This window comes from Mycobacterium simiae (assembly GCF_010727605.1).
GTDB lineage: Bacteria > Actinomycetota > Actinomycetes > Mycobacteriales > Mycobacteriaceae > Mycobacterium > Mycobacterium simiae.
Genome location: NZ_AP022568.1, coordinates 5,584,407 through 5,607,952, shown reverse-complemented (window position 1 = coordinate 5,607,952; position 23,546 = coordinate 5,584,407). Strand labels below are relative to the sequence as shown.

The following is a 23,546-nucleotide window of genomic DNA, read 5'->3' as shown; positions in this document are numbered from 1 at the left end:
AAGTGCTCACTCGTGCGCCCTCGACCGTCAGTCCGGGATCGGGTGGTTGGCCGGCCGGGTTGCGGTGATGGCGTTCGTCATCACGCCGGGCTTCGGCAGTGCAACGCCGATCAGGCAATCGCGCGTGATGATTTCGACCAGTTGGTCTTCAGTCCAGCCGTCGGTCCCGGTGGGGCGCACGGGCAGCACCATGAAGCGGTGCTTCTGGTTGGAGTCCTCGACCCGAATTTCGACATCCTCGGGCAGATAGAGGCCGAATTCGGCGAGGACCTGACGCGGCCACCGCACGATGCGACGCCGGAAGTTCGGCGTGCGGTACCACTCCGGCGAATTGCCCAAAATCGGACGCGGATAGCACGAACACAGCGTGCACACGATCACGTGGTGCAGGTTCGGGGTGTCCTCGAGCACGTGAAACGCGGTGAAATCGCTCGGGGTTCCGAATCCCGTCGGTGCCAGCCAGTCGACGCCGACTTCCTTGCTGGCCGCCATCGGGTCGGATACGACCAGTTCCTTGTACGCGGGGTCGAGCCAGGCTCGGGCCACCAGCCGCGCGGCCGGCGTCGGGCCGATGTGCTCGGCGAATTCGGTCAGGCGTCGGTGGTCCTCCGCAGTGAAAATGCCTTTCTCGATGCACAATTCACGCAATGCGATCTCGAGAACTTCGAAATCGGTGATTTCATCGACCATTGGCGCGGCCGTACGGTCATGGTCATGGTCATGGTCGTGCTCAGTCATGCCGAGGTCCCTTCGGAGCAGACAGCGGGTTGCAGCCATCGCTCGGGAAGCTCGGTCTGCAGCGTGTCAGTGCCGGGACCGGTGTAGCCGTGCCAGAGCTCGGCGAGGTTGAAGCGGACGATGTAGAACCACTCCGGCTTTTGGTTGGGGCCGTCCCACGTTTCGTCTTCGGCGGCTGGACTTTCGTAGGAGACTTTCGCGATCTCCCCCGTTGCGCCCCGCACGTATTCCTGGGTGCGGGTGTAGAGCAGGACGGGCAGCTCGCGCACCGTCACCCTGTCGCCGGCCTTGAATCTGGGGGTGCCGGCTTGCCCGGCGAACACCTGCGGATCGCCTTTTCCTGCCGCGTGCAGGTGATGTCGATTGCGCCGCACCGCGGATGGGTCGCCCTCGAATCTGGGCTTGGCCGCCAACGGCTTTCCCTGGATACCGTCCTCATAGCGGGCCTTGACCTCGGCCATCCGTTCGGCAAGCTCGCTCAGCCCGATGTGGTGTTTTTCGACGAGGACGCGGACCACCGCGAGTAACCAGCGCGCGTAGTAAGGCAGCCCAAGATAGATCGTGCGGCCGAGGTCGACGTTGCCCATTCGGCGTCGTTCCTCGGACAACCAGATTCCGCGCATGCCGAGGACCTCGCAGAGGACGTAGGTGTTCTCTTCCCAGATCTCGTACTGCTTGTTCTGGTACTCGATGGGCGCGTCCGGCTCGCCACCGACATCGTGTGGAGTCTTGACGTAGGCGGCGAAACGATCGTGATCGATGAGGTCGGGGGTGGGCGCGTCGGGCAATTCCGGGTAGGCGGACTTGAGCCTGGCCACCAACTCGAGCTGGTTTGCCCGGTCCAGGGGAGTCGCCATAAGATGCCGCCATTCGTCGATGCGTGCGCAGGGATGGCCGCCCCGCGTGTTATCAGATACAGCTCACTACTACCGCTCGGATCGCGCAAGTCGTGGCGACGTTTTCGCCGCAAAGTTCGCGGCGCTTTTGGGGTTTCACGCACCTTGCCTTCCGGTAATGTCACGCAAATGCAGCGTCGCGTCTTGGAAGCGATCATTTACGAGCGCGATCCGCCGATTGCGCGGATCATTCTGAATCGGGTCGATAAGGCCAATACCAAGGATGCCGTGCTCGTTACTGAAGTCGACGATTGCCTGCACGAGGCGGACCGGGACAGGGAGATCAAGGTCGTCATCCTCAAGGCCAACGGCAACGGCTTCTGCGGCGGCCATGTGGCCCGCTGGGGTCCCGACGAAAACCCTTACCCCGCCTTCGGAAACACGTTTGAGGATCTGTACAAAGGCACCGCAGATTTGTTCCTGTGGCCGACGCTGTACCTATGGGAGTTTCCCAAGCCAACCATCTCGCAGATCCACGGTTACTGCATGGGCGGCGGAATTTACCTCGGCTTGCTGACCGATTTCTGCGTCGCCTCCGAGGATGCCTACTTCCAGATGCCCCTGGCGCAAAGCCTCGGCGAACCCGGCGGGCACACGATGATCGAGCCGTGGTTGCTGATGAATTGGCACCGCACCATGGATTGGTTGCTGCTGGCACCGACGCTGACCGCCCGGGAGGCCCTCGATTGGGGACTGCTCAACCGGGTGGTGGCGCGCGACGATCTCGAGGACACCGTCGAGGACATGGCGCGCAGGATCGCCCAGATCCCGTTGACCACGCTGATGGCGGTGAAGAACAACGTCAAACGCGCCTGGGAGCTGATGGGTATGCGCGTGCATCTTCAGGTCAGCCATATCCTGACCAACCTCGTCGGCGCTGCCTCCGACGTCCAGGCGCGACGAGCCGAACTGATGCAGTCGGGGATGAAACCGCGCGAGTTCGTCGACCGCGACCACTCACCGCCCTCAAGTGACTAGCGGCCCATCTCGCCGGCGATTCGTCGCCCGGCCGCATGCCGCGCCGCGACGTAGCCGAACACCATCGAGCTGGCAATGCTCGCGCCGGCGCCCGGATACGTGCGCCCCATCACGGTCGCGGTGGTATTACCGGTCGCGTACAGGCCGGCAATGACGTGGTCGTGCTCGTCTAGCACCTGGGCGTACTCGTTCGTGATGAGACCGCCGCAGGTCCCGACGTCGGCCGGCAGAACCCGGGTGGCGTAATAGGGCGCACGGTCCAGCGGCCCGATGGCGGCGTTCGGCCGATGCCCGGGGTCGCCCAGACAATCGTTGTACGCCGACTGGCCACGCCCGAAGTCGGGATCGAGGCCCTTGGCGGCGAAACGATTGAACCGCGCGATGGTGCGCATCAGCTCGTCGGCCGGCAGCTCGATGTGTCGGGCAAGCTCGGCGATGGTGTCACCCCGTTTGACCGCGCCGCTGTCGATCAGTTCGGACGGCAGGTGCTCGTTGCGCTTCAGCGGATTGGCACTGGTGACGTAGCGGCGCACGTATCCGGCGTCGAAGATCATCCAGCACGGCACCGCCTTGTTGGCGTACATCGCCTTGCCGACCTCGACGTAAGAGTTCGACTCGTTGCAAAACCGGCGTCCGGTGGAGTCGACATAGATGGCCCCTGGCCGTTGTCTGCCCGACCCCAGCGAGGCGGCCACGGCACCACCGCTGGCGATGAAAACCGATGGCAGCCACCATGCTTCGTCGAGGAGGTCCGTCTTGGCGCCCAGCCGCATCGCCGCCTCGAGCACTTCGCCGGTGTCGCCGGCGTTGGCGATCGACCAGCGGCCGTCGTTGGGTTGGTCGCCGCTGTACCGGCGGCGCATCTGTGTGTTGTGACCGAAACCGCCGGCGGCCAGCAAGACGCCCTTGCGCGCCTCGATGTTGAGCGTCGCCCCGTCCCGGTTGACACGCGCACCGGCCACGCGACCGTCCTCGACGATGAGGGCTTCCAGCGCCGTGTTGGTCCACAGCGGCGGTGCAGGTCCGCCGAGCTTGATCATCACCTTGAGCATTTGGGCAATCAGCGACGCGCCGTTCGTCAGGACGTGGCGGCGGCGCGCGCGGGCCGCCGCGGTGCGCAGGAACACCCTTGTCGCCACCGCGAACGCGCGCGGTGACCGGTTGAAGTACTGCACCGAGCGCAGCTCGTTGGTCAGTACCACGTAGCCATAGTTTTGGGCCAGCGGCGGCTGCACCCTGTCGCGCCAGCTGCCCAGCTCGGCGGCGTCGAACGGGATACCCTCGACCGCTCGACCGGACTCGTTGCCGCCCTTATGGTTTGGGTAGTAGTCGCTCCAGCCAACGCAGCGGATCAGCCGAACGCCCTTGCGGAGCAGAAAGTTCAGCATCTCGTAGCCCCCGGTCAGGAACATCTCACGCCGCTGCGGTGAGGAGGCGGGCCCGATGTCGCCGACGACGTCGGCCAGGTACGCCAAGCCGTCCTCATGCGTATCGGCGATGCCGTCCGCGCGCATCAATGGGTTGTTGGGCAGCCACACGATGCCGCCGGAAAGCCCGGTTGATCCACCGACAAGCGCCTGCTTTTCGACGATCAGCGGCTCGATCCCGCAGTCCAGCGCGGCCAGACCGGCCACCATGCCGCCGCCGCCGCTGCCCGCGATGAGTAGATCCACCGACCGATCCCAGGCGGCAGTCATGAGCCGAATCCCAAGTCGGCGATCGGCACGTCAATGGTCGTGTTGGTTTTCTGGATCGCGGGAATCAGTGTGTCGTAGGGCAGACCGGCCAGAAAGCCGTCGATGACCCGCTCGAAGTTCGAGATCAGCCCCTCAATCCGGTCTGACAGCCGCATGTACGCAAACCCTTTGGAGTGCAACCCCTTTTGCTGACGCGGCAGGTTGGAGAAGTCTTGAGCGGGGATCGGCGGCCAGCGCGGGTCGTCGGGCGCCATTGGTTCCGGCGGGGTCGGTTTGCCCGGGGAACGGTCCGACGGAAAACGGGTGAGCGACCAGATCTCGAACAACGTTTCCTCGGGCCCCAACGGGCGAATCCGGTACGACGACGCGCTGCTGTAGGTGGGAAGGATGAAATGGTGCGGGAAGCAGAACCCGATCGCATCGGTGATCCCGCGCCGGGCCAAATCATTGAGATCGGGCACGACGCTGCCCCGGGCGCGGTGCCAGGTGACGACGGCGTCGTTGAGGGCGGTGCGCCAGGCGGCCAGCGCCTCGGTCGGATCCGCTGGCAGCTCGATGGTCTGCAGTCCCTCGGCGATCCGGATGTCGTTCTCGTGGGTCATGCCGCCCATGCCCGCGCCAAGAGTGCGCATGAAGTACAGGCTGGTTTGGACGACCGGATGCACTGCCGCCCAGTCGGTCTCGTTTTGTGCCGACGGCAGCAGTTGCGGGTGCGTCTGCGGGACGTGGTAGCCCTCCATGAACGCCGCGGTGGCCAGTTTCCAGTTGACCGGAAGCCGGCATGCCTGCCACCATTCGGTACGCAGCGTTTCGACCCGCCATGCGTCGTAGATCGACGCGAAGGGCTCCATGCAGTCTCGCAGCCCGGGGGCGCCGTCGTCGAGGTTGATCCACGCGCATCCACCCCACAGTTCGCATCGGACCGAAACCAGCTCCAGGTCATCGGGGTGCATGTTGTCCGCGGTAAAGGCCTCGGGACGTAATACAAACGTGTTGCGCCCGTCCAGGCCCCAGCACCAGCCGTGAAAGGGGCAGACGAAGGTGCGACGATTTCCGTTGCCCTCCACCAGCTTTACGCCGCGATGGCGGCATGCGTTGTGATAGGCCCGCACCGTGCTGGTATCGACGCGCACCACGACGATCGATTCGTCGAGGATCTGGTACTCGACGTAGTCGCCCGCCCTGGGTATTTCCTCGAGCCGGCAGGCCATCTGCCATACCCGGGGCCACAACTTCTCCGCCTCCAGGGCGTAGAACTCGGGATCGTAGTAGCGCTGCTTGGGAATCCGATCAGCGGTCTGGACCGCCCAAGGTACCGGCAACGCCGTCCAGTTCGCCTCTACCGTGTGCGAGGTGCGCACCCCGCCGGTCTCTACCGCCATCTTCACCCCTTGCGATCGCTTGTGATCACACGATTCGTGATTCGCGCCCGCGCCAGTAGCGGTCGCGGATCCGACGTTTGTACAGCTTGCCATTGGGATCGCGAGGCAATTCCGGATCGAAATCGACTGTGCGGGGACATTTGTAGCCGGCCAAGTGATTCCGGCAATACGCGATGAGTTCGGCTTCGAGGTCCGGTCCCGTCGCCACTCCGGCCGCCGGTTGCACCACCGCCTTGACCTCCTCGCCGAACTCGTCGTTCGGGACGCCGAAGACCGCGGCGTCGACCAGTTTGGGGTGCATGACGAGCAGGTTTTCTGCCTCCTGCGGATAGATGTTCACCCCGCCGGAGATGATCGTGAACGTCGATCGATCGGTCAGGTACAGGTACCCGTCCTCGTCGAGGTAGCCCATGTCGCCCAGGGATCGCCAGCCGCGGTCGTGGTACACCGACGCTGTCTTCACCGGATCCTTGAAGTACTCGAAGGCGGGGCCACCCTCGAAGTAAAGCTCTCCAGCCGCCCCGATGGGAAGCTCCTGTCCGTCGTGGCCGACCACATGCACCGGGGACGTCGGTCTGCCCACCGAACCGGGGTGGGCGAGCCACTCTTCGGGACCGATCACGGTTCCCGCGAACCCTTCTGTGCCGCCATAGTATTCGTGAATGATCGGCCCGAACCAGGTCATCATTTGGTGCTTGACGTCGACGGGGCAGGGCGCGGCCGCGTGCAGCACACAGCGCAGGCTGGACATGTCGTAGCTGCTCCGCACCGCCTCGGGCAGTTTGAGCATCCGAACGAACATCGTCGGGACGAACTGGGCGTGGGTGACCCGGTGGCTTTCGATGAGTTGCAGCACGGTCTCGGCGTCGAATTTGCGCATCAGCACCGACGCGGCACCCACCCGGTTGACGGCCATCGTGTAGTTCACTCCGGCCGCGTGATACAGCGGCGCGGGGGACAGGTACACGCTCGACGGGTTCATTCCGTAGCGGTGGGTGAGCGCCATTTCCAGCATGGCCTGCGCCCAGGAGCCGTTGCCGTCCGCGGGCAGCGGCCGGCGGACCGCCTTGGGCCGCCCGGTGGTGCCCGACGAGTAGAGCATCTCGGACCCATCGGCCAAGGGCGGAGCCGCGCCCGCCGCCGCGATCGCATCCTCGTATCGGCACCACCCCGCCGGCGTGGCCTCGGCGGCTCCGACAACGATGTGGACGTTCACCACCGTGTCGGGTGCGCGCACGTGGTCGGCCACGGCGATCATGGCCGCCGCGGTGCCGTCCACGAACACCGCCTTGGCGTCGGAATCCCCGATCACGTAGGCGACCTCGTCGGGCGTGAAGTGGGTGTTGACCGCGGTGTAGTACAGCCCGGAAAGCTGGCAACCCCAGGTGATTTCGAGAAACTCGAGCCGATTCGGCAACACCAGAGCCACGCCGTCGCCACGTCGCAGCCCGGCATCGTGCAACATGGCGGCGACCCGCTGGCTGCGAGCATACAGATCGCCGAACGACGTCGTGTCGCCGTCGATGATCAGCGCCGGCGATGCCGCGGCGGCGATCGCGTGGTCGGCGATGTTCACCAGCCGGCCTTAAGTCGCTACGGCACCGTCGGTCTGGGCGGCCGCGGCGGCTTGGCGGCGGGCCTGCTCGGATGGCAGCACCTTGTCCTTGAACACCGTCTGGATCAGCTCCTGCACATCCTTGCTGATCGAGGCCAGCGCGACCAGATCGTTGGAGCTCTGCCAGTGCACCCGCATCCCCATCAGCTCCCACGCCCGCTTGAGATTGGCCTTGGTCGCCAACAGGGTGGTCATCGGCGCCTGCGCGATGTGGCGGGCGATCGCCTCGACGCGGTCGTCGAGCTGATCGCGCGGAACGACCTCGTTGACCAGACCGACGTCCAAGGCTTTCTTGGCGTCGATCACTTCGGCGAGGTACAGATAGTAGGCGGCGCGCCGCCAGTTCATGAAAACCCAAGGCTCGATTGAACATTCGCCGGACGGCATTCCGAAGCCCTGCAGCGGTGGGTAAGAGAAGTAGGCGTCTTCGGCGGCGATGACGATGTCGGTGGTCAATCCGTAATGGGTGCCCCCACCCACGCAGTATCCATGCACCTGGGCGATCGTGGGCTTGGAGAACTCCCAGAGGTTGAGGATCGGCTTGACGAACAGGTCGGTCTGCGGCTTCCACGGTGTGCCCATGGCCTTGGCGCCCTCGACGAACGCCGGATAGTCCACGGCGTTGTTGCCGATCGCATGTCCGGAGCAGAAGCCCTTGCCGTTGGCCTTCATGATCAGCACTTTGATGTCGTAGTCGCGGTCGGCGTCCAGTAATGCGGCATCAACTTCCTCGGCCAGCTTCTGGTCCTGTGCGTTCGCCTTCTCCGGCCAGTTCAACGTGACGCGGGCGATCGGCCCCTGCTTTTCGTAGATGATTCGCTCGCGGGTCTCGTTGAGATCCATGGGGCTTACCCTTTCTTCGTGGTGATGACGCCGATTTCGGCACCGATGTCGTAGTTCGTCCCGACCTGGCCCGTCCACCGCACGGTGCCGGATGCGCCCGCCGCGATCTCCTGCTCCACCTTCTCGGTGGCGATGACGTAGATCGGTGTCCCGGCCTCGACGTGCTCGCCGGTGTCCACCAGCAGCCCGGTCAACTCGGCCTCGGCGACGGCCACCGACACCCGAGGAATACGAATGATGAAGTCAGCCATGCCGATTCGGTCTCGCGCGGACCCCGTCCCAGGTGTGCAGGGCTGCTTCGACTCGGTGCCGCGAGCTCGCCGAACAATTCGGCGCTCAGTATGGCGGCGACTTCGGCTCCGGGGCCCGCGAATTGCACCGCGTCGTGCACGATGACGGCCCTGCGGGTACGCCGGACGGACTCGATGACGGCTTCGACGTCGAGCGGTACCAAAGTCCTCAGATCGACGACCTCGGCGCTGACGCCCTGTTCGGCCAGTGTGTCCGCCGCCGCCAGAGCGTCGTGCACGCTGCGGCCGTAGCCGATCAGCGTGACGTCGGTGCCCGGCCGCTTGAGGTCGGCCAGTCCCAACGGGATGCTGAATCCGGGGTTGACGGGCACGGGTCCTTTTCTGCTTTGTAACCGGATGGTCTCGACGAACAGGCACGGATCTTCGTCGAAGATCGCCGAATTTCGTGGACAGGCCATCGGCAGATCCCACAGGGCGGCCATGTTGGCCGCTTCGTGAAAGGAGCCGGTGTTGGTGGCGCCGTCGCCGAAGCTGACCACGGTGACGCGATCGAGCTGCTTGCGCTTGGCGGCCAGCGCCAGCCCGACCGCCACCGGCGGCCCAGCGCCGACGATGCCGGTCGAAAACATCACGCCAAGTTGGGGTTTGGCGATGTGCTTGGTGCCGCCCTTGCCGCGGCTGGCGCCAACCGTGCGACCCATCATCTCGCCGTAGATCTCTTCGAGCGGGACACCCTTGCCGATTAGATCGTGCAGTCCGCGATAGGTGGTCACCAGTTGATCGTCGGGTCGCAGCGCGATACCCGTCGCTGCGGCGATCGCCTCCTGCCCTCGGGAGGGCCAATACACGCATAGGAATTCGCCGGTGCCGATGCCGCCCGACAGCCGATCGTCGGCCGTCTTCATCAGCACCATCAACTCGTAGAGACGTCGCTGGATGTCTGGGGTAGGGGCGTCGGTCACCACGGGGTTCCGTTGTGCTGCAGTCTGATCGGTGGCACCGCCGTCATGCGCCGGCCCAGGCCTTGACCTTGAGGAAGCCACCGCCGTCCACCCGGAGCTGCTGACCGGTGATATAGCGCGCGGCATCGGAGGCGAGAAACAGCACCGCCTCGCTGATGTCCTCCGGTTCGACGTACGGAATGGGCATCGCTTGCACGAGCGGGAAGATCGGCTCGGCATCCGCGCGGGTCGGCTCCTTGAGGTCCGGACGGAACGCCCGATACATCGGGGGGCTGTGCAACATGTCGGTGTTGACGTTGGTCGGGTGCACCGCGTTCATGCGAATGGAGAACGGGGCCAGCGCCCGCGCGAAGTCGTTGACATAGTGGGCCGCAGCGAGTTTCGCGAAGGCATAGCCGGCTCCGCCGGGACCGCCGTCGATACCGGTGGTGTTCATCGACGACATGAATGCCGCGTTGGATCCGATAACGATGATCGATGCGCCGGCCTGCAGATGTTTGAGACTGGCGTGGACCAGATTGAGCACACCGATCAAATCGACGTCCACGGCGTCGGCGAACGCCCTGGGCGGCAGCCCCGCGGTGAGCGGGCAGATGCCCGCATTGGCGACGACGATGTCGAGGTGCCCCAGCGCGGCGACGCCGTCGTCGATGGCTGTGCAAAGCGCCGCCCGGTCGCGAACATCGGCGATCGCGCTGATGACGCGCCGGCCTTCCTTCTCCACCAGTCGCGCCGTTTCGTCGAGATCTTCCGGTCGGGCCAATGGATATTCGTTCGTCTCAATATCTCGGCACAGGTCCACCGCGATGATGTCGGCACCTTCGGCGGCGAGCAATCGGGCGTGTGACCGCCCCTGGCCCCGTGCCGCACCACTGATGACGGCCACCTTGTTGGCCAACCGGCCCGTCACCCCGTCCATCGCGTGTCCTTCGTCCCGGGGTCTACCGCCGGGCCCGCTGGGGCGAGCCGGACCGAATGCCCAAAGTCGCAGGTGCACACGGCATCCACCGCGTCAACCGCATCAATAGGAAGGTTCTGACCAACGAGCGGCTCCATCGCATCTCTTCCACGAGCACCATCGCGTGGCTGTAGCCGAGCTATCGATATCTCTTAGAGTAACTAGAATATCTAAAATAGCAAGGACAGGCGGAGGGGCGGGCGAGCAGCGTGGGGTTCTGCATGTGGTGCGGGTGGTCGAATTGGCGTCGTGGACATACGTGCCCTCGGCTGGAGCCGCACTGGCGGACTGGGGCCTCGACGTGATCAAAGTGGAGGGCGTTACGTCCGGCGACCCAGGGCGCGCCCTGGTCATCGGCGGCTTCACCCGCGAAGCGGCCCGGCCCGACGCCGACTTCCTCCTCGAGTTGGGCAATCGCGGCAAGCGCCGCGTCGCGATCGACCTCAAGTCCGAGGCCGGCCTCGAGTTCTTCGGCCGGCTGATAGCCACGGCCGACGTGTTTTTGACGGACTGGTTGCTCGGCGCACTGCGACGCGTCCGGCTGACTGTCGAGGACATCCGCGCCTTCAATCCGAGCGTGATCATCGCCCGCGGCACCGGTATGGGCGTGCGCGGTCCGGATCGAGACCGCGGCGGGTTTGACGCCGCGACATACCTGGCGCGCGGCGGTGTCGCCTACACCCTCACACCGTTCGGCTGGGCGACCCCAGCGGTCCAAGGGCCTGGATTCGGGGATCTGCAGGGCGGTGCGACGTTGGCCGGCGGTGTGTGCGCGGCGCTGTTCCACCGGGAACGCTCCGGCGAGGCCACCATCGTCGACTCGTCGTTGCTGGCCCAGGCGATGTGGTCGATCGCGCCGTCGATCTCCGCAGCGGATTTCTTTGACAGCGACGGCATTCCGGGGGCACCCCGGGATCGGCGATCAACCCGCTGGTCAATCGATACCAGACCAAGGACGACAGGTGGATTCAACTTGTCTTTCTGCAGCCGGACAAGTTCTGGGCCGGCTTCTGCGAACGGATCGGCCTGCCGGAGTTGGCCAACGACGAGAGATTCTTCCCGTTCGCCAACCTCATTGCCAACGCGGCGGTGGCAACCGAACTCGTCGCGAACCGGGCGTCTGGCGCGTACTCGCGACACCGCGGGAGACGCTCAATGACCCACAGGTGGAACCGAACGGCTACGTCGTGACAAAGTCGACGACCACGGCGAACAATACCGAATCGTTGCCGCGCCGGTGCAATTCAACGAGACGCCGCCCCTTCCCGCGCGGGCGCCCGAACACGGTCAACACACCGAGGAGATACTGCTCGAACTCGGCGTGGACTGGGACGAGATCACTCGAACGAAAGAGCGCAACGCCATTCTGTGACATTGCGAGTCCGATATCGACACGGTCACAGGCGGGTATCGATGTGCACGGTGCTCTGGCATAACCTCGTCAATCCACAAATCATGGCACAGTGCGCCTTTGGTCCGGCCCGGTAAATCGTGGTCGCGAGTTCTGTAGCGGCGCAACAGGAGGTAGGCAAAGCATGGCGAACTGGGTGCCCGCACAGACTTCTGGCGGGCCGAACTCCAGCCGCATTCTCGACACCGCACGCGGCATCATCATCGGGCTGCGCCGGTGCCGTTCGGACACCGCGCTCGACGAACTGCACAACGCGGCCGTGCGGCACCGGGTTCCGGTGTTCGCGATCGCATGGGCGCTCGTGCATCTCGCCGGTGACGGGGAGAAGACGTCCAGTTTCAGCGAGGCGCAATCAGCCGCGCGGCGCGAGTGGGGCCAACTGTTCACCGGCACAACAGCGCTGAGCTGTTGACACGTGATCACGAACTTGGCGCGGCCGGGGTCCCTGGGGGGTACCGCGGCCGTGCCAACCTACCTGAAGATTCCACCGAGAAAAGCGCTTTCGAGCTCGACATTTTTCCGCTCGAGTTGCACTGGCCGGCTAGGTCGCGAGGCTCGCGGCGGCGTCGCGGCCGAATCAGGCGGGCGATGAGGTTGCTCGGCTGACGCCGTCATCGACTCCATGCCGGTGACTCCGCCGCGGCACGCAATGCGGCCACGATGCGCTGCTCCTTGTTCAGGAAGCGTTCGGTAGGCGCCGGAACAGAGACAGCAACGACGTTGCCTCCCATGGCCCGTCGTGCAATCGCGGCTGCCGAAATACCCGGCGTGTGCTCGCCGCGATCGAAAGCTACTCCGGTACGCCGGATCTCGGTGATCTCGCGCCGCAGGGGGTGCGCGACGCCGGCGCCAAACCGTGCGAGCATCGCCTCGACATCGGTGTCGTCGAGAACCGCCAGCGCCGCCTTGCCGTTGGCTGTCACCTCGAGCGGGAATCGCACGCCAACAGCCGAGACCGCCCGCAGCCGATGGGACGATTCGACCTGGTCGACAAACCACATCCGGTGGCCACGCAACACCGAAAGATCGACGGTTTCGCCATCGGTCGCCCTGGCCACCTCCTCGATGGTCGGCCGGAAGATTGCCGCGACATGCGCTCCGCCGGCACTGCCGAACCCGAGCAGGCGCTCGCCCAGCGAGAAGTGACCCTGCGCGTCGACGCTGGCCAGCCCCACTTCGACGAGGCCGACGAGGAGGCGGCGCGCCGTCGACTTGGCCAATCCGAGGCGTTCACCGAGGTCCACCAACCGGAGTTCGCCCGGCTCGGAGGCGATCTCATCCAATGCCGCGGCGGCGCGACGCAGCACCTGGATGCCTTCGTCACGGCTGGAAGACGAAATGGGTTCCCTGGGCCGCATCAGTCAACTATAGTGTGCCGCATTCCGGACTATCAAGGACCGGTAGGTGGATCTTAGGAGGTCCCCGTGGCTGCGTTACCTGTAGGTCGACACTTCAAGCGCGGCGACGAGGGGTACGAACCTGCCCGTCGCGGCACGGTCTGGAATCAGCGGGTGCCCGGTCGATATCCGGAGGTGATCGTGCAGGCTGTCGACACCGAGGACATCGTCGCCGCCCTGCGCTACGCCAAGACCAACCGCCTCAAGGTCAACATTCGGTCCGGGGGCCACAGTTGGGCGGCCAACCACCTTCGCGATGGGGCGGTGTTGATCGACGTCAAGCGGATCGACCACGCCACCATCGATGTCGACAAGCATGTCGCCATCGTCGGGCCGGGCAAGGGCGGCAGCATCCTGATGAGTGAGTTGCAGGCCCAGAATCTCTTCTTTCCCGCCGGGCACTGCAAGGGCGTGTGCCTCGGCGGCTACCTGCTGCAGGGCGGATACGGCTGGAACAGCCGTGTCTGGGGGTTGGCTTGCGAGAACGTCATCGGCCTGGACGTGGTGACCGCCGAGGGGGAGTTAATCCATTGCGACGCAGACAATCACAGTGACCTGTACTGGGCCGCGCGCGGCGCCGGGCCGGGCTTCTTCGGTGTCGTCACCTCGTTCTACCTCAAGCTGTATCCACGCCCGGGCGCCTGCGGCACCAGTGTCTACGTCTATCCGATCGAGCTGGCCGACGAGATCTACACCTGGGCTCGCAACGTCAGCGCCGAGGTCGACCGCCGGGTCGAAATGCAGATCGTCGCGAGCCGCAGCGTGCCGAGCATGAACCTCGACACCCCGGCCATCACCTTTGCCTCGCCGGCGTTTGCCGACACCGACAAAGAAGCCGAGGAAGCGTTGGCCATCTTCGACACCGTGCCGGTGATCGACAAGGCGCTGGTCAAGATTCCTTACCTGCCAACCGATATGCCCACCTGGTACACGGCGGTGATGAGCAACTACCTGTCCGACTACCGCTACGTCGCGGACAACATGTGGACGTCGGCGCCCGCGGCAGACCTACTGCCGGGCATCCACCGGATCATCGACACGATCCCCGACCACCCGTCGCACTTCCTGTGGCTGAACTGGGGACCGTCGCCGAAGCGGCCAGACATGGCCTACAGCATCGAAGACGAGGTCTACCTCGCGCTCTACGGTGCCTGGAAGAACGAGTCCGACGATCCACGGTACGGCGACTGGGCCCGGTCCAACATGGCCGCGATGTCGCACCTGGCGACCGGGATTCAGCTGGCCGACGAAAACCTCGGCCAGCGTCCCGCACGGTTCGCCAGCGACGAGGCGATGGAGCGCCTCGACAAAATACGGGCCGCCTACGATCCCGATGGTCTGTTCAACAGTTGGATGGGACGACTCTGATGGGCGGCCAACTGTACCTCGGCTACCGTGACGACGACGCGAACACGCCGTTCGGCAAGTTCTTCAATCCCGAGATGGCCGCGCTGCCAACGCATGTGGTCCGTGCGCTTGAACACGGACCGCAGGGCGGGATGGCGTTGGTCTCCTTTCCGGACGCCGCGACCGTCGCCGATGACGGGTATCAGCAGACCGAGAACGGCTACGGTCTGCTCGACGACGGGAGCTATCACGTCGCGGTGCGCACCGACATGCCCGGCGTCACACCGGCGATGTGGTCGTGGTGGTTCGGCTGGCACGGCAGCGACACCCGCCGCTACAAGTTGTGGCACCCGCGGGCGCATCTGTCCGCGGCCTGGAAGGACGAGGGGAAACCGGGGTGCCAGGACGGCGAGGACTACGAGCCCCGAGGTGCCGAGCGGTACATCGGGCGCTGGTCGTTGATCAGCGAGTACATCGGGTCGACGATGCTCAACGGTGCGATTCAATTCCTGGCGCCGCCGGAGCTGGGCTGTCCGCCCGACGAAGCCGACGCCGTGGCGATCTGTGCCCGGTTGGGTGCCAGCGATGCGCCGGTGGATGTCGGCTGGTTCATCCATCACGTCCGCTCGACCCCGGACGGGTCGGAGATGCGGTCCCGATTCTGGATGGGCGGTCCCCATATTGCGGTACGCGGTGCCCCCGGCGTCGCGTCGCGGGCGGTGCGTCCGATCGCGGCTCGGGTCTTGGGCAGCCCGGAAGCCAACGCCCGCAACCTGCTGGTGCATTGCGCGCAGGAGATGAATCATCTGGCCGGCTTCCTGCCGGAGCTCTACGCCGCGTTCGGCGACGAGTAGCCCGTCAGCCGGAGTCGGTGAAGGCCGGGGCGACGAAACGCTGCACCAGTTGGTATTCGACCTCGTCGTCGCCGACCGGCCAGGACATCAGCGACAGCACGATGCGCACCACCCAGTGGGCGGCCTGCGAGTCGCCGTCGGTGAGCCCGGTGAGATCGGTGGCGAACTCGGACAGCAGCGGCGACTCGGTCAGCCAGGCCATCTCGTCGACCCGGACCGGACTGATCATCAGGTGATACAGCGGGTCGGCGCGGATCAGTTTGAGCGCCACCGTGATTGCGGTGACGACCCGCTGCGCTCCGCTCAGATTCTCGACGGTGGTGCGCACCGTTTCGACAATGCGCGATGCGGCCCGGGTGATGACCGCGTCGCGGATCTCAGCCTTGCCGCCGGCGTAGCGGTACACCGTGGCGCGCGAGCAGTGGACGCGCTTGGCCAGCGCGTCGATGTCGAATCTCTCGAAGCCCTCGCGGGTGAGCATTTCGGTGGCGGCCGCATAAATGCGCTCGGTGGCCAGCGCGCGCCGGTCGCCACCGACCAACCAATCGGCTCGGGCCATCCTCGGTGCCCCCGTCTGCGAGAAGCAATACATCTTTATCTCATAATGAGACGCAAAATGGGAATCGTCTCAGTGTCGCCGCAGGTCCGGGCCACGCTTGAGACGACTGGGCGCGGAACCACCGATCGGCCGATGTCAACTTTGCAAATCGGTGTTGACGTGGGGTTATCGCGTTCCGAAGCTGAGGTGGTGACCTCGGTGGAAGCGGTGACCCAGGCGGGCGCATTCTTCGGCCCCGACGCGCTGCAAGATCCCTACCCGCTGTACGAGCGTATGCGTGCCGCCGGGCAGGTACACCGGATCGCCGACTCCGGGTTCTATGCCGTATGCGGGTGGGACGCCGTCAACGAGGTCATCGGCCGGCCCGAGGACTTTTCGTCGAACCTCACCGCCACGATGACCTACACCGCCGAGGGCACCGTCAAGGCCTTCGAGATGGATGTGCTGGACGGACCGACACACGTCCTGGCGACCGCCGACGATCCCGCCCACGCCGTGCACCGCAAGCTACTGGTCCGGCACCTGGCCGCCCGGCGGATCCGTGCGATCGAGCAGTTCGCCGCCGAGACCGCGGATCGGCTCTGGAACGACGGGCTGTGCAACGGGCACATCGAATGGATGGACGCGGTCGCCAACACCTTGCCGATGATGGTGGTAGCCGAATTGATCGGGGTGCCCGTGACCGACACCGCACAACTGGTGCGATGGGGGTACGCCGCCACCCAAATGCTGGAAGGGCTGATCGACGAGGAACAACTGGCCAGCGCCGGCATCGCCGTCATGGAACTCAGCGGCTACATCAACGCCCAATTCGACAGCGCCGCAACCGATCCGCAGGACAATCTGCTGGGCGAGCTCGCGACGGCCTGCGCCGCCGGTGACGTGGATGCCTTCACCGCACAGGCCATCATGCTGATCCTGTTCGCCGCCGGGGGAGAGTCGACGGCGTCGCTGCTGGGCAGTGCGGCCTGGATACTGGCGCAGCGTCCCGACATCCAACGGCAGGTGCGGGAAAACCCGAGCCTGTTACCAGCATTCATCGAAGAGACGTTGCGGTTTGAGCCTCCATTTCGCGGCCACTATCGACACGTGCGACACGACACCACCCTGGCCGGAGTCACCCTGCCCGCGGGCTCGCGTCTGTTGCTGCTCTGGGGAGCCGCTAACCGCGATCCCGCGCATTTCGAGAGACCCGGCGAGTTCCTGCTCGACCGTGCGGAAACCAAGGGGCACATCAGCTTCGGCAAGGGCGCGCACTTCTGTGTCGGTGCCGCGCTGGCGCGCCTGGAGGCCACGATCGCGCTGCGCCTGCTGCTTGACCGAACCACGAGCATCGAACCCTCCGGCGTGGGGCCCTGGTTGCCCAGCCTGCTGGTCCGGCGGCTGCAGCGACTCGAACTCGCCGTGCGCTGAGGCGGGGAACTACTCTGGCCTACGTTCCGGGCGGCAGCTGGCGCGGACTTTCGGGCGCGCCCAGTTCGGTCGGGCCGTTGCGGTGCGGCAACTGACGCGGGCGTTCCCCCGCCGCGGCACTCAAGGACCGATCCTCGACGTCGGCGGTGGTGAGCCCTAACGGGGAGCGCTCGTCGCGCCCGCCGACCCGATCGGCCGGATACCCGCGCGAAGCCGCGGGGGTGTCGGGGGTCACAGCCGAGCTTCGAGGCTGTTCGTCGCGCTCGGAGCTCTCCGAATGGACCGTCACCTTGCGACTGCGCTTGAGGGAGAACGTGATCTCTTCGACCTCTTCGAACACCTGGCGCGCGGTGCGCAGCGGCGCGGCTGTGTTGTCGATCACGCGCGTGAGAATGGGCGGCACCAGCGGGCGAATCCAGCGCGCCGCCGCCCGGGTCGCGTCGGGCAGCGAGGGGATCAGCGGTGCGGCGCGTTCCGCCGGCATCTCTACCTCGCCGGCCGGCTCAATCTGCGCCGGCAGGTTCCTCGGCGTCGGCGGTGTATCGGATTGGTCTGCGCCAGAAGTGATTTCGGCGATGGCTCGGCTGGCGGCCTCGGCCTCGGCGGCGATCGGAAGATACATCTCCCCGTCGGCCTCGTGGTCCTCGTGGTCTTCGTTGGGGACCGGTTCGAGCGGCGCCCGCGACGACGGCGACCGAGGACCCTCGACGGCTGCGGCGACCCGACGGCGTTGCTGCTCGCGGTCGATCTCGATCTGCGCCTCGATGGCCAGCCGCGCCTGAGTGAGTTGGTGTTCGGCCCACAGGATCTCGGCCTCGCGACGAACTTCGGCCCGCTTAATCGCGATCGCGGTGTCCGAGTCGAGCTCGGCGCGCTCGCGCTCGGCGCGGGCCCTCGCGTGGCGGTCGTAGGTCGTCTCGCCGCGCCACGCCCGCAGGATGAGCGGCAGCAAGTACACCAACACGAAGAATGCGACCGTCGCCAGTCGCAGGATCAGCGCCCCGGTGCTGGCGAGGGTCAGGTCATTCATGGCGATCCACCGCGCGCCGAGGCCGTCGGGGTGTGCATCGGCAAGCACTCGTCGCCGAGCCTCGGCGACGACCTGCTCCTGGCGCGAAATGGTGGCGTCCAATTCGGGGGCCTGACCAGCTCGAGCCGCCAACGCCGCATCGAGCTCACGCTGTGCGTCGGCGAGAAGCTCGTTGGCAGTCCGGGTTTCGGGACCCGAACCGGGGTCGCCGGTGATCCGAGTCTGTGGGCACTGGGGGCTGGGGTGGTATTCGCAGCGAGCGACGACCAACGCATTGTCCTGACGGACGCGGGCCTGTGCGACGGCGTCGTCGAGTGCGCCGCGGGCATTGCGCGCCTGTTGCAGGATGGCCGACGGTTGCGCGACTGCCGGCACCGAATCGGCGGTGCGTAGCGCCCGTTCGTCGAGACGATGATCGATCGACCGGGAAAACACCGCGAGCGCGGCGAGCTCACCGACCATGACGCCGAGGGCAACCGCAACGAGTGCACGGCCCATGATGCCGGTCCGGCCGCGACGCGGCCCGCTCGCGATGCCGCGCGTCACCGCCCCGACCAGTAGTCCGAACCCGAACGTGCCGACGACAATCGCAGTCAGCGCAGCCACCGGGCCGCGGGTAGCAGCGTGCAGGGCCAACGCCGCGACAGCCCACGCCAAAGCCGCCCCCAGCATCACCACGGCGCCCGCGACTACATGGGTCGACCGCTCATGCCGCTCGCCCAGGTCTCGCCAGTGCCCGCCGCCGAGCCAGGTTAGAACCTCCTCGACCCGGGAGACGGCTGAGCGCTGCTCGGTTACCTCGTGGGCGCCCATCAAACTCAACACCTCCCGACTAACCAGCCTCCCAGCTGACCACCCGACACACCGAATCGAAGCGCCGGCATGTGGTCTTCTTCACAGCACCAGCAAACATGTGCCGGGCGAGCCGTCGCGCATGCTCGGCCCCGGCACGGGTATCCGACGCAAAATTCCTGCGACGCGGCCGGATCAGCGAAATTTCCGGTAGGGAGCGTGAGACGGTATAAGCCTATGCAGAACTACGACTACCTGACCTACGAAGAGTTCGGACGCAGGTTCTTCGAGGTCGCCGTCACCCCGGAGCGGGTCGCCGCGGCGTTCGCCGAAATAGCCGGCAATGAGTTCGCGATGGAACCGATCGCCCAGGGACCCGGCGGAATCGCCAAGGTGAGCGCGAATGTCAAGATTCACGATCCGCGGGTGACCCGGCGGCTGGGCGACAGCATCACCTTCGTCATCCACATCCCGCTGTCCATCGACTTGCTGCTCGACCTGCGGCTGGACAAGCAGCGATTCCAGGTCTCCGGCGATATCGCCTTGCGCGCCACGGCCCGGGCCGCCGAGCCCCTGGTGCTGATCGTCGACGTCGCGAAGCCGCGGCCCTCCGACATCACGGTCAATGTGTCGTCAAAGTCTTTTCGGGGTGAAATCTTGCGGATCCTGGCCGGTGTGGACGGGGAGATCCGCCGCTTCATCGCCCAGTACGTCGCCGACGAAATCGATGCGCCGGAATCGCAAGCCGCACAAGTCATCGATGTGGCCGAAAAACTGACCGAGGCCTGGCCCTAATACGCCGGCAGCGTTTACCAGTTCCGCCCGCGCGGGTATGCGGGGCCGAACGGCCGCGAACCAGGCCCCCATCCTACGAGGAGCGACAAGCCTTGGCACAAGTAGACGTTTCGACTTCGTCGGAGCTGAACCCCGCCGCCGCCTGGAAGTTGGCCTCCGATCTGGGCCGCTTCGGCGAATGGATGACGATCTTCGGTGGCTGGCGCGGCGAGATACCGTCCACGATCGAGCAAGGAACCAAGATCTCGTCGTGCATCAAAGTGAAGGGCTTCCGCAACGTCGTGCATTGGACGGTGACCCGCTACGACGAACCCAAATCGATTGAGCTGCAAGGCCGCGGGCGGGGCGGGATCCGGCTCACCGTGGCCATGGACGTCACCGACACGCACCCTGGGTCGATATTTCACCTCAACGCCGACATCAGCGGTGGGGTGCTCAGCGGGCCGATCGGCAAGGTCGTGGCCCGCGTGCTGCGCTCGGATGTCCGCAAATCGGTGGAAAACCTCGCCGCCCTGCACTAACTCGCGCATTAACGCCGGCACTCACCGGCCTGGATGGCTGGCGAACCACTCGCGTTCGGCCTGACGGATCCGTCTGCGGTCCATGCCCAGCCAGTCCAGGCCGGCTCCCAGGGCCATCAGTCCGACGATCGCAGCGGTCACCCCCGCACCAACCTGGCCGAGGGCGAAGTTGGCAACACATACCGCCAGCGCCAGGACGGCGGCCGCGACGACGAGAAGTCCCGGGGCGCGCACCGAATCCTGCGGGGGCCCATCAGGCCGGGTGTTTGCCCCATCGCTGACCGGGTTGCGGCTGTTGTGCTCCATCAGCGCCTCCATAGCTTGTGTGCGTTCGCCGCGTGCGTAGCTCCTTTCCGCTAGCTACCCGAAGACGGCCTGGCCAAACGATTTCGATGCACCGAGCGCCATGTGGGCGGGTGGCGGTCAGCCCCGATCGGGCGGCAACACCTTCCGCACGGGTCGCGCTTCGATGGCGTGGACGGTCAATGCGCGCCGGTGGATCCGCCATCCGTTCGCGCTCGACACGTACTCGTCGTCGTAGCGCAGATGCCAGATCACGTCGAGCACGTCGTCGGCGCGCTGTGTCCAGTGATGGGCTACGCATGCGACGCGCCCGCGCGCAGTGTCCGACGGTGGGTCCGCGTCATACACCTCACCGACAATCGCGTGCTCGGTACGCGTGACCGTGGCGACCGCCGCCAGCGCTTTCGCGATGGCCGGCCGTCCGCGGTGCGGGTGAACGGGGGTCAGGATATTCGGCGGTTCTGGCACTATCAGTTGGGCGTCGACCGTGAAAAGCGATGCGACAGCATCGAATTGGCGATCGTCGACGCCGGCGGCATATCGGTGCACCAAATCGGCGAGAGCGGCCCGGTCGTCCGCGGAAACGGTCATGGCTAGATCGTCGGCGGCGCGAGCGTCATGCGGACCGCCTCGGCCAGGGCGGCGGCCCGCCGATCGGTGAACACGTCCTCGAGCTTGACCGGGCGACCGTCCGGACCGGTCAGCGGGACGCGCCAGTTCGGATACTCGTCGGTGGTGCCGGGCTGATTCTGCGTCCGCCGATCTCCGACCGCGTCGGTCAGCGCCACCCCGAGCAGCCGGGACGGCGTTCTACCCAGGTAGCGGTAGAGGGCGACAACCACGCGCTCCGGATCGTCGTCGTCGGCGGCGAGCAGACCTACCCGCCGCAGCTCGCCCAGCCAACCCGCCAACTCGGTCCGGTCGGCTTCGAGCTCCTCGGCGACCGGCCGGGTCAACAAACCCAGCGACTCCCGCAACCGGACGTGGTCGCCGGCGAGATAACCGGCGGTGGGCGGCAGATCGTGAGTGGTCACCGAGGACAGGCAGTACTCGCGCCAGCGTTCGGCGGGCAGGGGACCACCGGTTCCCTCCCGGTCCAGCTCGAACCACAGAATCGAAGTGCCCAGCACGCCGCGGAGTAAGAGGTAATCGCGTACCCAGGGCTCCACGGTGCCGAGATCCTCGCCGACCACCAATGCCCCGGCGCGGTGCGCTTCCAGCGCGACGATGCCGACCATCGCCTCGTGGTCATAGCGCACGTAGGTGCCGTCGGTGGGCGGCGCCCCCTCCGGGATCCACCACAGCCGAAACAACCCGATGATGTGGTCGATGCGCACGCCGCCGGCATGGCGCAGCACCGCCCGGATCAGCGCCCGGAACGGCCGGTACTCGTGCTCGTCCAGCCGATCCGGGCGCCACGGCGGTTGCGACCAATCCTGGCCCCGCTGGTTGAACTCATCGGGCGGCGCCCCCGCCGTCACCCCCAGCGCCAGCACATCCTGCAGGGCCCAGGCGTCGGCGCCGCAGGGATGAACGCCGACGGCCAGGTCATGCATGATGCCCAGTGCCATCCCGGCGCGAACGGCCTGCGACTGGGCCGCGGCCAATTGTTCGTCGAGCTGCCACTGCAGCCAGCGGTGAAAATCGATTGCCTCCGCATGTTTTGCGGCGAACCTGGCCACCCCGATGGCCGTGGGGTGGCGCAGGAAATCCGGCCAGGTGCGCCAGTCGCCGCCGTACTTTTCGGCCAGCGCGCACCACACCGCGAAGTCGTCGAGGGCTCGGCCTTCGCGCTCGCGGAAGGCGGCATAGGCCAGCTCGCGGCCGGCCGACCTCGGTGCCCGGTAGAGCACCGTCAACGCCTCCCGCTTGGCTGCCCACGCCGTGTCTCGGTCGATGGCATCGACACCGTCGGCGTGCTGTTGGACTCGCTCCCGCAGCCGTCGCAGCCGCCCGCGCTTGGCCAGGCTGCCGTACTCGGGGATGGCCTCGACGCGCAGGTAGAGCGGGTTGAAGAACCGCCGCGAGGTCGGAAGATACGGCGACGGCTCCATCCGCGCGGATGGCCCCGAGAACTGGGCCGCGTGCAGCGGGTTGACCAGCAGGTAGTCGGCGCCGTGCCGGGCGGCCGACCACACCGCCAAGTCGGCCAAGTCGGTGAGATCGCCGACGCCCCAGGACTGCTCGGACCGCACGCTGTACAGCTGAGCGGCCAGGCCCCAGGCTCGTCGAGCGCCGAGCTGCTCCGGCACACCGAGCCAGTCCGGCGTCACGATCAGGGCCGCGCTGGTCTCGGTACCCCTGGACCGCAGGTGCACGCGGTGATAGCCCAGCGGCAGGTCGGCCGGAAGCATGAAGCTGGCCTCGCCGACCCACCGCCCGTCCAGATTGAACGGCGGGGTGAAGTTGTCGACCTGCCCTACGCCGCCGTGCACCGTGCCATCCTCGAGACGCAGCAGCACCTCGGCAGGATCCCCGTGCGTGACATGCACCCAGAACCGAGTCGGCGTACCGGTGCGCGCGACAATGGTCGCCGGCAACTGCCGCGCCCAATACGAGCGCAATTGCGCCGCCAGAGCCTCGTTGCGTTCTTGTTCCGTGCCGGCGGCCACGCCGAGCGCGCCGAGCACGGCGACCAGCGTGCTCTCCGAGATCTGCACCCGACGCCCCGTCCAGTCGTCGAATTGGGTGGCGATGCCGAACCGCCCGGCAAGTTCGACCAACGACGGGGCGAGCTCACTCATGCTGTCATCTTGCTGCCAAACCCCGTGCGGCACGACGCGGGGGAGGCCCGACGATTTTGC

22 protein-coding genes and 1 pseudogene are annotated in these 23,546 nt (G+C 66.2%); 8 read left to right on the top strand and 15 right to left on the bottom strand.

The window, feature by feature from the left end:
- Positions 1-27: 27 nt before the first annotated feature.
- Together scnC and G6N33_RS26090 are read right to left on the bottom strand one after the other, a co-directional pair.
- A complete protein-coding gene (gene scnC, locus G6N33_RS26095) occupies positions 28-738 on the bottom strand; it encodes a thiocyanate hydrolase subunit gamma (RefSeq protein ID WP_044505794.1) in 711 nt (236 codons plus the stop codon).
- A complete protein-coding gene (locus tag G6N33_RS26090; protein ID WP_044505795.1) occupies positions 735-1,595 on the bottom strand; it encodes an SH3-like domain-containing protein in 861 nt (286 codons plus the stop codon). The genes scnC and G6N33_RS26090 overlap by 4 nt, the downstream gene beginning before the upstream one ends.
- Before the next feature lie 168 nt (positions 1,596-1,763).
- On the opposite strand from G6N33_RS26090, the gene G6N33_RS26085 reads away from it, so the two are divergent.
- Positions 1,764-2,612: an enoyl-CoA hydratase-related protein gene (locus G6N33_RS26085; protein WP_044505796.1), complete on the top strand. Its 849-nt coding sequence runs from the start codon at positions 1,764-1,766 to the stop codon at positions 2,610-2,612.
- On the opposite strand, the gene G6N33_RS26080 is transcribed toward G6N33_RS26085, so the two are convergent.
- The 7 genes from G6N33_RS26080 to G6N33_RS26045 form a co-directional block, all read right to left on the bottom strand.
- Positions 2,609-4,309, bottom strand: a complete 1,701-nt coding sequence (locus G6N33_RS26080) for an FAD-binding protein (RefSeq protein WP_044505797.1) — start codon at positions 4,307-4,309, stop codon at positions 2,609-2,611. The two genes, G6N33_RS26085 and G6N33_RS26080, sit on opposite strands and share 4 nt — an antisense overlap.
- Complete coding sequence (locus tag G6N33_RS26075; RefSeq protein WP_044505799.1) at positions 4,306-5,691, bottom strand: aromatic ring-hydroxylating oxygenase subunit alpha; 1,386 nt, start codon at positions 5,689-5,691, stop codon at positions 4,306-4,308. The genes G6N33_RS26080 and G6N33_RS26075 overlap by 4 nt, the downstream gene beginning before the upstream one ends.
- A 25-nt stretch (positions 5,692-5,716) precedes the next feature.
- On the bottom strand, positions 5,717-7,267 hold the full coding sequence (locus tag G6N33_RS26070) for an acyl-CoA synthetase (protein WP_044505800.1): 1,551 nt from the start codon (positions 7,265-7,267) through the stop codon (positions 5,717-5,719).
- Between the two features lie 9 nt (positions 7,268-7,276).
- Entirely contained in the window at positions 7,277-8,149 is an 873-nt protein-coding gene (locus G6N33_RS26065) for an enoyl-CoA hydratase/isomerase family protein (RefSeq protein WP_044505802.1), read from the bottom strand.
- 5 nt (positions 8,150-8,154) lie between these two features.
- A complete protein-coding gene (locus G6N33_RS26060) occupies positions 8,155-8,400 on the bottom strand; it encodes a lipoyl domain-containing protein (protein WP_044505803.1) in 246 nt (81 codons plus the stop codon).
- A complete protein-coding gene (locus G6N33_RS27630) occupies positions 8,340-9,314 on the bottom strand; it encodes a transketolase C-terminal domain-containing protein (protein ID WP_081662289.1) in 975 nt (324 codons plus the stop codon). Before G6N33_RS27630 ends, G6N33_RS26060 begins: the two co-directional genes overlap by 61 nt.
- Before the next feature lie 91 nt (positions 9,315-9,405).
- Positions 9,406-10,281 (bottom strand): mycofactocin-coupled SDR family oxidoreductase, encoded by an 876-nt coding sequence (locus G6N33_RS26045; RefSeq protein ID WP_044505805.1) that lies wholly within the window; start codon positions 10,279-10,281, stop codon positions 9,406-9,408.
- Positions 10,282-10,546: 265 nt separating this feature from the next.
- Here G6N33_RS26045 and G6N33_RS26040 point away from each other — a divergent pair.
- Both G6N33_RS26040 and G6N33_RS26035 read left to right on the top strand, forming a co-directional pair.
- A pseudogene (locus G6N33_RS26040) lies at positions 10,547-11,692 on the top strand (CaiB/BaiF CoA transferase family protein).
- 163 nt (positions 11,693-11,855) lie between these two features.
- The gene (locus G6N33_RS26035) at positions 11,856-12,143 is read left to right on the top strand and encodes an ANTAR domain-containing protein (protein ID WP_044505806.1); all 288 of its coding nucleotides are present in this window, start codon (positions 11,856-11,858) and stop codon (positions 12,141-12,143) included.
- A 199-nt stretch (positions 12,144-12,342) separates the two neighbouring features.
- Here the strand turns inward: G6N33_RS26035 and G6N33_RS26030 are convergent, their stop codons facing one another.
- Positions 12,343-13,089, bottom strand: coding sequence for an IclR family transcriptional regulator (locus G6N33_RS26030; protein WP_044505808.1), 747 nt, complete (start codon positions 13,087-13,089; stop codon positions 12,343-12,345).
- A gap of 66 nt (positions 13,090-13,155) precedes the next feature.
- Between G6N33_RS26030 and G6N33_RS26025 the strand changes: the two genes are divergently transcribed.
- Together G6N33_RS26025 and G6N33_RS26020 are read left to right on the top strand one after the other, a co-directional pair.
- Complete coding sequence (locus tag G6N33_RS26025; protein WP_044505810.1) at positions 13,156-14,496, top strand: FAD-binding oxidoreductase; 1,341 nt, start codon at positions 13,156-13,158, stop codon at positions 14,494-14,496.
- A complete protein-coding gene (locus G6N33_RS26020; protein ID WP_044505811.1) occupies positions 14,496-15,329 on the top strand; it encodes a DAPG hydrolase family protein in 834 nt (277 codons plus the stop codon). The genes G6N33_RS26025 and G6N33_RS26020 overlap by 1 nt, the downstream gene beginning before the upstream one ends.
- A gap of 4 nt (positions 15,330-15,333) precedes the next feature.
- Here G6N33_RS26020 and G6N33_RS26015 read toward each other — a convergent pair whose 3' ends face one another.
- Entirely contained in the window at positions 15,334-15,888 is a 555-nt protein-coding gene (locus tag G6N33_RS26015; protein ID WP_044505812.1) for a TetR/AcrR family transcriptional regulator, read from the bottom strand.
- A gap of 198 nt (positions 15,889-16,086) precedes the next feature.
- Between G6N33_RS26015 and G6N33_RS26010 the strand changes: the two genes are divergently transcribed.
- Positions 16,087-17,301, top strand: coding sequence for a cytochrome P450 (locus G6N33_RS26010; protein WP_044511749.1), 1,215 nt, complete (start codon positions 16,087-16,089; stop codon positions 17,299-17,301).
- Positions 17,302-17,320: 19 nt separating this feature from the next.
- Here G6N33_RS26010 and G6N33_RS26005 read toward each other — a convergent pair whose 3' ends face one another.
- On the bottom strand, positions 17,321-19,144 hold the full coding sequence (locus G6N33_RS26005) for a DUF4407 domain-containing protein (RefSeq protein ID WP_101528369.1): 1,824 nt from the start codon (positions 19,142-19,144) through the stop codon (positions 17,321-17,323).
- A 216-nt stretch (positions 19,145-19,360) separates the two neighbouring features.
- On the opposite strand from G6N33_RS26005, the gene G6N33_RS26000 reads away from it, so the two are divergent.
- Together G6N33_RS26000 and G6N33_RS25995 are read left to right on the top strand one after the other, a co-directional pair.
- On the top strand, positions 19,361-19,918 hold the full coding sequence (locus G6N33_RS26000) for a hypothetical protein (protein ID WP_044505817.1): 558 nt from the start codon (positions 19,361-19,363) through the stop codon (positions 19,916-19,918).
- Positions 19,919-20,010: 92 nt separating this feature from the next.
- Entirely contained in the window at positions 20,011-20,439 is a 429-nt protein-coding gene (locus tag G6N33_RS25995; protein WP_081661941.1) for a type II toxin-antitoxin system Rv0910 family toxin, read from the top strand.
- 21 nt (positions 20,440-20,460) lie between these two features.
- Here the strand turns inward: G6N33_RS25995 and G6N33_RS25990 are convergent, their stop codons facing one another.
- The 3 genes from G6N33_RS25990 to malQ form a co-directional block, all read right to left on the bottom strand.
- Positions 20,461-20,745, bottom strand: a complete 285-nt coding sequence (locus G6N33_RS25990; RefSeq protein ID WP_044511752.1) for a hypothetical protein — start codon at positions 20,743-20,745, stop codon at positions 20,461-20,463.
- 117 nt (positions 20,746-20,862) lie between these two features.
- The gene (locus G6N33_RS25985) at positions 20,863-21,333 is read right to left on the bottom strand and encodes a nuclear transport factor 2 family protein (RefSeq protein ID WP_044505819.1); all 471 of its coding nucleotides are present in this window, start codon (positions 21,331-21,333) and stop codon (positions 20,863-20,865) included.
- Between the two features lie 2 nt (positions 21,334-21,335).
- Complete coding sequence (gene malQ / locus G6N33_RS25980) at positions 21,336-23,486, bottom strand: 4-alpha-glucanotransferase (RefSeq protein WP_044511753.1); 2,151 nt, start codon at positions 23,484-23,486, stop codon at positions 21,336-21,338.
- Between the last annotated feature and the right edge of the window lie 60 nt (positions 23,487-23,546).